The organism is Colwellia sp. BRX9-1 (assembly GCF_014077195.1).
Classification (GTDB): Bacteria; Pseudomonadota; Gammaproteobacteria; order Enterobacterales; family Alteromonadaceae; genus Colwellia_A.
On sequence record NZ_JACGVM010000026.1, the window covers coordinates 1 to 13,044 of the forward strand.

Genomic DNA, 13,044 nt, shown 5'->3' on the forward strand with positions numbered 1-13,044 from the left:
CTCCCGCAACCAACTTTAACTCAAGTATAAAGAGTGTTTGTACTGAAGGTCGTCAGTTCCCTCTCGAAAGATATGGGCTCTCACAACCAACTTAAGATATAAGTATAAAATCAGGTCGTCAGTTCCCTTTCAATTAGATATGGGCTCCGATAACCAACTTTAACTCAAGTATAAATAGTGTCTGTACTGAAAGTCGTCACTTCCTTATTTAAAAACATTCTCCGATACAAAATCCATATTTCATTGTTAAATAACATTTAGTCACTCTATAACTAAAATATTTTCTAATACATATTTATTTAGTACAAAAAAATCATCATATTAAATTTAACATTATTTGCTGTCTATCCTGTTAAAATTTAATAATATTCTTCATTACTCGCTTTAATTAGAAATAACCGCTAATAAGCTAACGTCTGGGATAAGTAACGAGCTCACCATACACATGAAGTGTACTCATCTTATTAAGCTTTCTTAGAAAATAAATTTTTACTGTTAACACAAACACCGTTTTCTTTAAGAGGTGACAAAGAAACTGATGGATCCCATATCCGCTGCCAAACACCTCCAAGCAGACTAAAATCAGGCCTAGCACTTACCTTTTCAGTATGACTCTTAACAATCCCAATACTCGTTTGCTCGCCAACAATAAAATTAAACACATAACTACACTCCACACCCATGCGTAAATCGGATAAAACAATATACTGCTCTGCTTGTTTTACTGAATAAAAGCCTTTCGTGAACCATTGTAGTCGTTGCACATCCCATTCATCTTTAATATTAGTAAGCAGAGAGTCTGACGATTGATATGCTTCTAGACTTACCTCAGATACTGAGTCAAACACAGAGACATAGCCCTCGTAATATTGACCATCAGACATAACCAATACCCGCCAAAGTAGCGTAGAAAAAGGCGCAGGTGTACTCAAATAATGATGTGTTTTTATCTGTCGATCGTTTAACGCTGTTGTGACTTTATCGTCTATGTAAAGCTTTGCCATCAAAGACCAACAGATATAAAGTGTGCTTATCGCCAATGCAAAATTATTGATTTTTAAAGCACTTGCCGGTTTAACTCTGGGCAGAAAAATAACAATAAACGCAAACAATAGCGGTAAGGTATACATGGGGTCAATGATAAACAAATTAGAGACCGCAAACGGATATTCAGTAATAGGCCACAGCAATTGCGTACCGTAAACAGTGAAGCTGTCCAAAATCCCATGAGTAGACAAGCACAAAAATACCAACACAAACCAGTGTTTCTTATAAATGGCTGTAGCTTGATGACATTTGGTTATTAACCAGGCAATTAAAGGGCTAATGAGCAAATGTACTAATAACGAGTGGCTAAATCCTCGATGGTAGGTAAAAGCTTCAACATCACCGCTATAGGGTAAGAATACATCTAAGTCAGGCAATGTTCCTAAAACGGCACCATAAATAGCTGCTTTAGGACCAACTTTATTACCTAATACCGCATAGCCTACCGCGCCGCCCAAGACAGCTTGTGTTAATGAATCCATAATGACCTTGCCGATTTAACAATTATTATTCTAATACGCCTTTATCTACAATTCTAGATCAATTGAGACAGCAAATTTTCTTAGGTTTTTCATACTGTTTAAATTGTTAATAAACTATATTCATTCAGTTTACTGACAATTTTAACAAGAAGCTTGTTGTTCATAGAGCGTGACATGACATAAACTTTCTATGGCATTTAACTCATATAATATACTCATGACATAGATAGAATAACTAAGGTAATGATTAACATCTTGTTCGACGATCAAAGTTTCATTATTCCAAGATAAAAAAACCGCAATTAAGCGGCTTATATTATGATGCAGTAGACTTATTTTACTCTCATATCTAATATTGGCATATTACTACTACCTAAAATTGTTGCTGGAAGCTTACCATCCCAGTTTTGAGCTTCTGTTAGCTTAACAATTAAAGGGTTGTTACCCAGTGCTTTAGCTTTAGCCGTAATCGCTTCAGCTTCAGCTAAGCCTTTAATTCGAATAGATTCAGCTTCTGCTATAGCAACGAGCTTAATACCATCTGCTTTTGCTTTTGCCGTATTTACGTCACGTTGCGCTTCTAAATTTTGACGTGCGAGTTTATGTTTCTCCGCATCAGCTAGATTTTTTTCTGTTTGCTTAGTCTCAATAGAGGTTAAGTACTTAGCCGGTAATTGAATGTTTTCAATTTGAATGTTATCAACAGTAACAGGAAAGTCTTTCATTTCTTCGATAAAGCTTGCTTCAATCGCTTGAATGGCACTTGCTCTATCTTGTATTAATTTTTCTGCATCATACTGTGGGATAACATCTTTAGTGGCAGATCTAAAACGAGGATCAAGAATTCTATTTTCAAATTGCTTTAAACCACCGTATTGACGAAAAAGTTCAAGCGCAGCTGTCTTGTCTACCGTCCAGTTAACTGAAACAATAACAGTTACTGGCATTTGCTCTTTAGTACTTGATGCCATTTTTTCTTCATTTTTTCGTGTTCTGACTTCTATCTCTTCAACGCTATCAATAAAAGGCACTTTAAAGTGTAAACCAGGGTTAACCTGCTCTTTGGCTTCACTGAAGCGTTTGACAATGCCGATATGCCCTTCATTGACGGTGTAAACAGAGCTGAAAAATAGGGTAACAGCAATCGCCACTGTTATTATTGATTTAGTTGGGATATTTAATTTTTCTATATTCACTTTTCTACCTCAGAGGCTTAATTAGGTGCCCATATTTAAAGACACATTCGTTAAATATTACAGCATGTTATTCGCTATGCAGAGACCATAACCTTTTAAGTGACATAACGTCAAACTTACACCCGAGTGAACCAGCTCTGCAAGTCTAAACAATCGATAAAATTAACCATTAGTAAGTTCACCTTATCAGTTAGGTGAACTCAAAAGTGTTGTATTAATATTTTTTCTGTCGGCCATTCGACAAAAGTTAATGGGTCTGTTGTCATTTATGTGGCATTAGCAATCATCTTAATAGCAATATCAGTTAAATCGGTCACTTCTCCGATGCCGATAGTACTTTCTAACTGAGTTTCCAGATCATCCGCTAAGTCTTTATCTAGACTTTTTAAATAACTGATTTCGTCACGGTAATACATGTTTTGCACTTTATCACTTTTTTTCAATTCAACTTTTAAAATTGCCGGTTTACCGTGATTAGATACTTTCTGGGTATATTCTTTCAATTGGGCAGATTTTTTCAATACTGATAAATCACGATACCAAAAGGAATACTCTTCTTTATCATTTTTATCTTTAGGTAAAACAAGAATATAAAATGCACGAGCAGGTAATTCTTTATAAGCAAGTACCGCAATAATTGATAAGCAAGAATCTCTAAATTTTTGATTGCTCAATAGATTAAGAATAATTTCTTCACTATTTTCATTTTTATAGACAAGGTGCTTAAGTGCAGAGTTACCACTAAAGCTCGCCGCATTAATATATTGTTGGTGCTTAGTTGCTTTTAAGTAGAATGGAATAGAGAAATGATTGTGTGCATATATATTCCTCATCGCTTTCTGCAGACCATAAATACGACTACCGCGTTTTCCGCAGGCTTCAAGGGTATCAACATGTTGATAAATATACTTTCTTATCGCCCTGCAAGTTAAATGTTTACTTTCAATTGTATTCATTAATAATCGAACAGCCCCATGGCTGTCATAACCTAACACAATATATTTCTGTTTTTGTAGTGTTCTATCTTGTTCAGAAAAAGGTACGGTTAATTCAATTTCAATTTCTTCACCGGCTTTAAATTTAGTTTCTTTTACTAGGCTAACTAACAAACCTTGTATAGAGATATTTTTAGTTATACCGGGGATATGAGTAACAACATTATTACTGCGTGTAATTGCCATTTTAAAAGATAATACAAAGCGGTCTTCACCTCTAGAATCATCATTTTCTGCCGTTACAATTTCGGTTTCATCAAGTGAGTCAACTGGACTCAGTTGAAAACGTTTTGGTAATAAATTTTCTAATTCAATGATGTCTTCGCTGACCGGCCGATGTATTGTTTCATACAAGCTAGTAATATCTGATAAGGTGATCATATGATCGCAATTACTGATCATATCTAGCGCCGCTTTCGGGATAGCCCTATTTAACACAGCCATCTTAGGATGAACATGACAAGGTAAGGCAGACGGAACATAAGCATCTTCTACAGAATTAATAAACGATGAGGATATTTTGACTACTCTAAAAAGGCTATTTTTGAAATAATTATTAAAAACAGCTTTGACGCTTCTATTATTAACAAAATCGTCATACCAAATAAGGGAATAAATGAAGGTATCTTTATATTTAGATTTTAATATAAAAGCATATTTATCAACCGTATTCCTCTCATTTAACGCCTTTTGTATATCTTCGTTACCCAGTAGTACGGGTAAGTGAAAATTTTCATCTGTATCACTAAAAAACCGCCAAAACTCATCATTACCCGATGTTTTCATCGCAACTTTCGCATGCCATGCATTATTATTTTTATAACATAGTAACGGAATGTCGTGAGTTTTATTTAGATACAGTTGCTCGTAACCTTTAGAGGTAACAGAATCAAACAAAGGGGTGATAAATCGTTCTGTAGGACCAATAATAGCCAATTTTTTTTGTCTTAGGTAATGAGCGAACAAAACCCGCATTTGCTGATCTGTTAATGGACTTGAAAATTTCAATAAGTATTCAAACTTATTTGCAGAAGATTTTTGACTATCAATAATAACAAATCCGAGTTCAAGCTCTTCAGTGAAATCTATTTCGGTATGATGGTCATATAGCCACAGGTACACTTTATTTGCTATAACACCTGCTATTTCGTGAGAGGTCTGAATAACAACTTTTTGATTATTCATCTTCTCAATATTAGCCGTAATACCTACCTCTTTTTTCCCTTGCGCGGTCATACCCATAATAGGGTTGATAAAGACTTTACAAGCAGAGTTAAGTTTTTTAAGTTCGTTAATTATTCTATTTTTATTTACTAAGGGTTTAGGTTCGGTTTTATCTATTTTAAATTCTGAAAATTCATTTTCATTTTCATTTTCGTTTTCGTTTTCATTTTCGTTTTCAATATTATATTTGCTGACACCTTTATCTTTATTAGCCGCTCTCTTTTGAGCGTCTTCATAAACTTCATAGTAAAGTGCTGTTGTATAAAGATTTTGATATTCAACAAGTTTTTCATTGAATAGCTTTTTACCCGCTATATCCAAATAATGATTAACTTTATTGTGTGTAACTATTTGACAATCAGCAAAGATCAGCCGTAAATCTATTGGTTTATTAGCTTGTTGGGCAAGTTTTTTGATTTCATTTTTAACAGCAAGGTGTTGACCAGAGTTTTCATCAGGTAGAAGTTTTTTAACTAAATATTCCAATCTATCATTGCTGGCATAGGGGACCAAACTTAAGATTTGTTTTTCAAACTTTTGTAAGTGAGGACTGATGACACTGCTCATTAATCGTGGTACCTCGTATTTTGAAGCTAAACACATTGGAAGGTATTCAATTCATAAACCATTAACGTTGATGGTTTAATCCTAGTGCATATTCATAAATAAGACTAAATAAATGTTGCCATGTTGGTTAGTTGTTTTATTGGTCTGTCGTTATCGGCACAACCGCCATTATACTTTAGACTTTATTAACTGCCTATGTGGATATAATCAACAGGCATGATAGGGAGCGCGCATTTATTGCTTGCTCCTTTTCGCTAGAGGTCGATAGTTCTAATTAAAAAATAAGTAGGCCAAATTTCGCGTACCTGATACTCCCACTCAGTATCCACTTTGCCATTAGGTGATTGTAAAAACCAATACCTCGCCCATTTACTGACAACTTTACCTGACTTACTTAATTTTAATGGCGAAAACCGACGCTGGTATCGGTTGCCATCATACTCAACAATTGCGTTATTTCTTGCTCTTTTATGTAAGCTATCTAATGCCGTACTAATGAGTTCGACCTTTGATAAGGCCAATATACCTTGTTCTTTTAAACAAGCTAATATCGCCGCTTTTTTTATACTTACCTGCATGTAATCATCTATATGAGGAGTATAAACCATGCCCGTTAGACCATAAATAGCGGCTCGCTCTCTATCAGCAAGTGCTTTTAATGGGATAATTAGCTGATTAATTTCATCTAATTCACTGATGACATGCAATTTTATAGGTAATTTAGACAATGCCTACGCTCTTATAAATACTCATTGATTTCTCATTAATTTGGCGGATCTATATTATTGTCAATGCTGTTGTTTAAGCGGAACCACCCTGCTATTGAGAATCTATCGCGCTTAGCAGGTAATACTTCATGCGGAAACTCTTCGCTTAAAAAAACAACTATCGTACCAAAGCTGGGCAATACTTTAATTTTACTGTAATCAACGACAGCGGAGGCTGGTATTTTTTTATCATAAATCACTAACTCGCCTCCATCATCAGCGGACCAATGCTGATTAAGGTAGACAACAACAGATAGCACCCGATTACCCTCACCTTTAAAAGCATCTTTGTGCTTCTTATAAAAGTCGCCTTTGGCATAATGAGCAAAATGACTTTCAAAAGAAAATAATCCGAGAAACAACCGGCGATTAAGATAAGCTTGCAGTGACTCGGCCCACGTTATCCAAGCACAACTGGCTTGGTTGTTACTGGTTATCCAGCTTATTTCATCTGTCCGTATAAAATCATTAATCATATGATCTTTGGCACGACCTATTCCAGCACGTTTGAATTTTTCAGTAGGTAACTCAATAATATGATTTAATAACAGATGGGTTAATTCTTCAGGCAGAGCATAAGGACGAATACTATAGCCCTTTTCAACAATATCATTGGATATTGACTCGAACAGTGATGAGTCACCACCAGAGTAAGTTATTTGAGCTAGGTTCAACTACATCCTATCTTAGGAAGTAAAACTAACATTTTCTTGATAATCTAATAAAATAATGAATGGTCTATATTAGCACTTTGAATATATTAGTGTGAGCATTCGTTTTAATAAATGATTTAAACTTTTGTCGACAGTAGATGTTATTAGTTAGAAAGTGAAAACGTTACAGGCGGATAGCGTAAGGTCAAATCAGATAAAATAGTAAGACACTTTGCTAATAGCTAAAATCATTCCTACAGTTAACGCATAGAACTGCCAGTAGACAGTTAATTCAAGGAACGAATGTGCAAGTAACTAATCAACTTATTAAAGAAACATCCAAACAGTTTTCGACTCATATTTTAAATTCAGGAATGGAATGCGGCATCAGTCAAGATATTACCGACCCACAAGGAAAAAGAGTTTTTTTAAAAGCAGGTACTGAAATTACGGAAAAAATCCGTTTAAAATTAACTAACTTACAACAAGAGGGGATCATTGGCCATGAAGATGTAATTTCTCTTACAGAAGATACCAGTAATGAAGATATATTAGCGCCGATCCTAGACTTAGCTAAAACAAATCCTGTAATAAATAACTTTCAGCTAAATGAAACACTGGTAACCATTGGCGACTTTATAAAAGGCGGCTCAATTCCAAAGAAAATTATTGATCACCTCAGTATATTTTCACACCTCAACCCCTCTGCATACCAAAATACTTTAATCAATTTGGTATTTGGCACCCATATCGGTAAAGCAAACAACTATTCTCCAACCGAATTAACGGAACTTATCTCTGTTTTGTTCTTTGAAAATATTGGTTACGCAAGACTTAACAATACCATGAAAGATGCAAAGTTAGTTCACCCTATCTTGAGTAAAGAAATAGTGAGACTTGCGGGCTTAGAGAGTAAGTTAGTCTTAGAATCGATAGAACAACATGAAGAGAAATTGGATGGCTCTGGTTATCCAAAAAAGTTAACACAAATTCATGAGTACGCTCAAATCTCACAAATAGCGAATCAATATTCTCAGATCACTAGAAAAAGTAAAAATATTAACACGGCCATCGGAGAACTCTATTTATTAGCCGAAGGATTTGACTTTAGGACCAGTCAAAAAATGCAGGCTATTTATTCTTATCACTTACAAAAGCCCCTATTAGCAATAATGCAAGAAAGTATACAAACAGATACCCATCGACAAGCCTACGGAAACCATTTATACGACCAATTATCAAAAGTCATTAAATGGACAAATACCTTAAATACTAACAACCCAGAAATGAATTTTATTCAAGCTAAACTTAGGAGCACATTATGGGTGTCAGAATCATCACAGCAGCCATTCCAAATAAAAAGAGAAGAGCTTAAAGATAATCAAGTTTGTAAAATGTTTACCAATGACGCTCGAAGATTAGTACTGCAAATTTCACAGTTTGCCAATTATTTCAATCAGATACTCCATTACCCGATTAAAATTGATAATATATCAACCAATAAAGAATATTTTTTAAAGTTAATCAATCCAATAATTTAACTTGCTTAACAATGACTTAATATCGATTCTCGCTGAATTCTTTGGTTAAATAGCAGTTAGTTTGCATACCCACTGCCAATAGCAGTAAATGGCAGCTCAAGTTCGAGCTCAGGGACTTGTAAACCTATCCAGGCGACAAAAGTATTACTATTAGGGCCTGGGAAGATACTATATTCATTCACCCAAGGATAGCGGGCAATTGCGGCCTTAATCTTAGGAATTAGTTTAACCGCTTTATCACCTTTAATAGAAAGTAATAATACCGGCTTTGAGCCATACCAATACCTATCTGGTGTTAATGTTTGGTACTGTCTTATTGCTGATAACCCTTGATTTACTTGCCAACCAGTAACTTCATAAACACTATACTCTGCTGCTTTTTCTTCTTTGATTGCAAGCCAAGGGTGAACAGCAAACCAACCACGCCAACTAAAAGCATCTGCGGCATAAAACTCTACAACAGCCCTACTATCGTCATTGGGTAACGTTGCAATACCAGCAGGCTCTCTGCTCGCGGTTCGCCAGTTGTTATGGGTACAAGCACTCAGTAGGAGTACAATGCAGATAATCGTCCAAAATCTCATATGCGCTATTATTACACCGGTTTAAGCCTAGATTATATTGCTTAGGCTGGGTTTGATAAATTTAACCTATATTCTTATTGGCAATAAAATCCCTATTACTTTAAAATCAGAATACACTTCTTTTTTCAAATAAAACCAATCTGTTGGCCCAATTAGAACCATAGAATAAGTTTCAGATGAATATTTACGCTACTTTAAAGCTTCACTTAAGCTGAGCTTTTTTCTTTGATAGTGTAAAATTTGCATAAAAAGTTGTCACTACACCCGCGACAAGAGAAAGCATCGCTAAGCCAAATAATGCGTTATCTTGAGATTCAAAGGCTAATAGATATACCCCCAACACAACACAGAATAAACCAACATAAATAAAGACCTGAGGGTGTGAAATAATTAGACCCGTAGATTCGGTATTTTTCCCTTTATGGGATTTAGTATGTGATGAAGCTTTTCGTTTATGTTTATTTGTTGGCATCGCCAATTCCTTAATCTTTATAACAATATGTTATCGGTACATCTCAACGATGCCCTCATTGTAACTAGTAATTAATTTATACTAATATTAGATAAGATCAAATAATTATCTCTAGCTGGAAATGGCTAAATACCATTAAGATGATATAAAACAAAAATAATTAAAACACATCATAAATATTCAGCAATAATGTATACCGTCAAGTCAACTTGAATGACGAAGCCTAGCACCCCAACTTATTTGTGCAGCCAAGTACTTAAATTAACTCTCGTTAATTGCCTAAGCAGTCATTTGGCGAGGCGCCATTCGTAAATGGGTTATTTTACGTTACTGTAAAATAAAAAATGCCTAATATTAAGATTTAAATCTCAATATTAGGCTTGAGTTAACAGACCGTTATAAATATCTTAGCCGTGTAAAGAGGGTAGATATTTATCTGTTTACCAATAATTAATTTTCAAAAATTATTGGTAAAGCTAGTGCTAAATTAAAATGCAAAGTCTTCACTGGCTAGAGCCATCATCGAGTCTACACCACCTTCAATACAAGCTGCATGTCCTTGAGCTCTAGGAAGTATACGATGAAAGTAAAATGCTGCTGTTTTAATTTTAGCTTGATAAAACGCTTCATCTTCACCAGCGTCTTTTAGTTTACTTTGCGCTACAGAGGCCATTTTTGCCCAGAAGTAGCCTAATGTTACATAACCGGCAAACATCAAGTAATCAACCGAAGCACCACCAATCTCATCCGCGTTCTTCATGGCCTTTTGACCAATATCACCCGTGATCATTTGCCACTGTTTAGCGTATGAGTTTAGCGTACTAACATATTCACTCATGGCTGGATTATCGGCATTGTCTTTCGAAAAAATAGCGATATCTGTCATAAACGGCTTCAAAATTTGACCTTTACTGCCCAAAATTTTACGGGCTAATAAATCTAACGCTTGAATACCCGTTGTGCCTTCATAAATACAACTAATTTTAGTGTCACGCAGAAGCTGTTCCATGCCCCATTCTTTTATAAAACCATGTCCACCAAAAACTTGAACACCATGACTTGTACATTCGAAACCTAACTCTGTTAAAAATGCTTTTGCAATAGGTGTTAGTAAGGCTAATTTGTTTTCTGCATCGGCTTTAACATCAGCGTCATCTGATGCGTGGGTTATATCAACTAATTGCGACAAATAGCCAATTAGTGCTCTACCACCCTCAGAAATAGACTTTTGCGTAAGTAGCATACGACGAACATCAGGATGCACAATAATAGGATCAGCTGGTCCATCTGGATTTTTTACGCCGCTGATAGAACGCATTTGCAAACGATCTTTTGCATAAGCTAATGAACCTTGAAATGCCGCTTCAGCTGCTGCAGAACCTTCCATTGCTACACCTAAACGAGCAGCATTCATAAAAGTAAACATGCAGTGTAGGCCACGGTTCTCCTGTCCAATTAAAAACCCTTTAGCGCTATCAAAGTTGATAACACAAGTGGCGTTAGCATTGATACCCATTTTATGTTCAATTGAACCACAACTCACAGCATTTCGGTCTGCTTTTGTGCCATCATCATTGACATTAAACTTAGGAACAATAAACAAAGAGATACCTTTACTACCTTCAGGAGCACCTGGTAGGCGTGCGATAACAATATGTACAATATTCTCTGATAAGTCATGCTCTCCGGCTGAGATAAATATCTTTGTGCCGGTAATCGCATAGCTACCATCATCGTTTAATATAGCTTTGGTTCGCAACATGCCAAGATCAGTACCACAATGTGATTCAGTTAAACACATAGTGCCTGTCCAGCTACCTTCAACTAATTTAGGCATATACTGTTGTTTTTGTTCACTGGTGCCATGAGCTTCAATTGTTGCTTGTGCCCCATGACTTAGACCAGGATACATAGCAAAACTATGATTAGCAGACGACATCATTTCACTAATAGACGCATTAAGAGAATAAGGTAATCCTTGCCCACCAAACTCTTCACTCTGAGATAATGTTGGCCAGCCACCCTCAACGTATTGTTGATAAGCATCTTTAAAACCATCTGGCGTAGTTACTACACCGTCTGTCCACGTACAACCTTGCTCGTCACCGATTTGATTTAAGGGTGCAATAACTTGTTCAGTAAACTTGGCTGCTTCTGAGATAATAGCGTCAACCATATCTTCACTAGCATCATCGTAACCTAATTGTTTATAGTGTTTGTCGCAGTCTAATAATTCTTGCATTACAAACTTAATATCACGAACTGGGGCTTTATATTCAGGCATTCTATTGACTCCAAAAATTTATTATTAACCGTTGACTTCACTATTCAACATTGCTTTAACCAAGTGGTCATACCACTGATATTATCGATATGAGATAAATTAGTCAAATGAATTTAATTTATCCCTAACTATTCAGTATCCATATAATAAAAGTTAATGCGCTTCTGACATACCCAGTGAAAATAGCCACTTACTATATGATTTTAGAATAGAGCGTGATAATAATTATTCATTGGTTTTATTAATATAACCGCTCTACCATCAGAAAATGCGCTTTAATCTCTGTTAACCTTATTACAGTGGCTATTTATACCCTCTTGTAACAAGTATAGATCACTTTTTTAAGCGATTTATATTGGTTAATAGTGGATTAAACGTTACCACAAATTTAATCGCACAAAGCTAAGTCTCATCTATAATTACCCTTAATATGAGACTATTTTAAAATTATAAAGGAGTCTCAATGTCTTTAACCACCCTCTTAGAAAAGCGTAATTCAGTGCGTGCTTATTTGGAAACACCCGTCGAACAAGCATTATTAGAAGCTATTTTTACACAAGCACAACGCGCCCCTTCAAATTGCAACGTACAACCTTGGCAAACTTGCGTGGTGTCTGGCGCTAAAAAAGAATCCCTTAAAAATGATTTACTCTCAGCAGTTATGAGTGGCAAACCACCAAACCCAGACTTTAACTGGCTACCTAAATACGAGGGTATCCATAGAGATCGCCAATTTGGTTCAGCTAATGCACTTTACAGTGCTATTGGTGTTACTCGCGAAGACAAACTGGGTCGTCAAAAAGCGATGATCCGAAATTGGAGTTTTTTTGATGCTCCCCATGTAGTATTTTTTACTATGGATAAATATCTCGATATTATGGGTGCGGTTGATTTGGGTATTTATGCGCAAACTCTTTCGCTAATTATGGCTGAGCACGGTATATCAAATTGTATGCAAGGGGCATTGGGGCAGTTCCCAGATCCAATCAAAAAATCCTTAAACTTACCAGAGCAAAGAGGTATTTTGTTTGGTATGTCATTTGGTTACGCTGATATAAATGCGCCGATAAATAAAACTCTTACTGATCGCGAAGATATTACCAATGCGGTTAGCTTCTTTAAATAAAGACTCACAATAACAATTAATGAGTCGTTATTAGCAATCATGTTTTGTTCAAGACAATGTTGAATAATCATATTGAAAACTAATACAAAATATTTACCCAGCAGAT

10 protein-coding genes are annotated in these 13,044 nt (G+C 35.6%); 2 read left to right on the plus strand and 8 right to left on the minus strand.

Annotated elements, in window-relative coordinates:
• Nucleotides 1-464: 464 nt before the first annotated feature.
• The 5 genes from H4J76_RS17675 to H4J76_RS17695 form a co-directional block, all read right to left on the minus strand.
• On the minus strand, nt 465-1,529 hold the full coding sequence (locus tag H4J76_RS17675) for a metal-dependent hydrolase (protein WP_182221906.1): 1,065 nt from the start codon (nt 1,527-1,529) through the stop codon (nt 465-467).
• Between the two features lie 332 nt (nt 1,530-1,861).
• Nucleotides 1,862-2,689, minus strand: coding sequence for a prohibitin family protein (locus H4J76_RS17680; protein ID WP_404842541.1), 828 nt, complete (start codon nt 2,687-2,689; stop codon nt 1,862-1,864).
• Between the two features lie 302 nt (nt 2,690-2,991).
• A complete protein-coding gene (locus tag H4J76_RS17685) occupies nt 2,992-5,511 on the minus strand; it encodes a hypothetical protein (RefSeq protein ID WP_182231031.1) in 2,520 nt (839 codons plus the stop codon).
• A gap of 254 nt (nt 5,512-5,765) precedes the next feature.
• Complete coding sequence (locus H4J76_RS17690) at nt 5,766-6,239, minus strand: hypothetical protein (protein ID WP_182217106.1); 474 nt, start codon at nt 6,237-6,239, stop codon at nt 5,766-5,768.
• Nucleotides 6,240-6,274: 35 nt separating this feature from the next.
• Nucleotides 6,275-6,952 carry a 2OG-Fe(II) oxygenase gene (locus H4J76_RS17695; protein WP_220466055.1) on the minus strand — a complete coding sequence of 226 codons (678 nt, stop codon included), beginning with the start codon at nt 6,950-6,952 and terminating at the stop codon, nt 6,275-6,277.
• A 284-nt stretch (nt 6,953-7,236) separates the two neighbouring features.
• Here H4J76_RS17695 and H4J76_RS17700 point away from each other — a divergent pair, with 284 nt between their 5' ends.
• Nucleotides 7,237-8,472, plus strand: coding sequence for an HD domain-containing phosphohydrolase (locus H4J76_RS17700; RefSeq protein ID WP_182221903.1), 1,236 nt, complete (start codon nt 7,237-7,239; stop codon nt 8,470-8,472).
• A 56-nt stretch (nt 8,473-8,528) separates the two neighbouring features.
• On the opposite strand, the gene H4J76_RS17705 is transcribed toward H4J76_RS17700, so the two are convergent.
• The 3 genes from H4J76_RS17705 to H4J76_RS17715 form a co-directional block, all read right to left on the minus strand.
• A complete protein-coding gene (locus tag H4J76_RS17705; RefSeq protein WP_182217101.1) occupies nt 8,529-9,056 on the minus strand; it encodes a DUF3750 domain-containing protein in 528 nt (175 codons plus the stop codon).
• Between the two features lie 202 nt (nt 9,057-9,258).
• Nucleotides 9,259-9,528, minus strand: coding sequence for a hypothetical protein (locus tag H4J76_RS17710; RefSeq protein WP_070376896.1), 270 nt, complete (start codon nt 9,526-9,528; stop codon nt 9,259-9,261).
• A gap of 487 nt (nt 9,529-10,015) precedes the next feature.
• Nucleotides 10,016-11,812 (minus strand): acyl-CoA dehydrogenase C-terminal domain-containing protein, encoded by a 1,797-nt coding sequence (locus H4J76_RS17715; RefSeq protein ID WP_070376895.1) that lies wholly within the window; start codon nt 11,810-11,812, stop codon nt 10,016-10,018.
• A 463-nt stretch (nt 11,813-12,275) separates the two neighbouring features.
• Here H4J76_RS17715 and H4J76_RS17720 point away from each other — a divergent pair, with 463 nt between their 5' ends.
• Entirely contained in the window at nt 12,276-12,938 is a 663-nt protein-coding gene (locus tag H4J76_RS17720) for a nitroreductase (RefSeq protein ID WP_182217099.1), read from the plus strand.
• Nucleotides 12,939-13,044: the final 106 nt, after the last annotated feature.

Excerpts from the sequence above, each read along its gene's own strand:
- H4J76_RS17675 (WP_182221906.1), bottom strand. The coding sequence starts at position 1,529 with ATGGATTCATTAACACAAGCTGTCTTGGGCGGCGCGGTAGGCTATGCG.
- H4J76_RS17685 (WP_182231031.1), bottom strand. The coding sequence starts at position 5,511 with ATGAGCAGTGTCATCAGTCCTCACTTACAAAAGTTTGAAAAACAAATC.
- H4J76_RS17705 (WP_182217101.1), bottom strand. The coding sequence starts at position 9,056 with ATGAGATTTTGGACGATTATCTGCATTGTACTCCTACTGAGTGCTTGT.
- H4J76_RS17710 (WP_070376896.1), bottom strand. The coding sequence starts at position 9,528 with ATGCCAACAAATAAACATAAACGAAAAGCTTCATCACATACTAAATCC.
- H4J76_RS17715 (WP_070376895.1), bottom strand. The coding sequence starts at position 11,812 with ATGCCTGAATATAAAGCCCCAGTTCGTGATATTAAGTTTGTAATGCAA.
- H4J76_RS17720 (WP_182217099.1), top strand. The coding sequence starts at position 12,276 with ATGTCTTTAACCACCCTCTTAGAAAAGCGTAATTCAGTGCGTGCTTAT.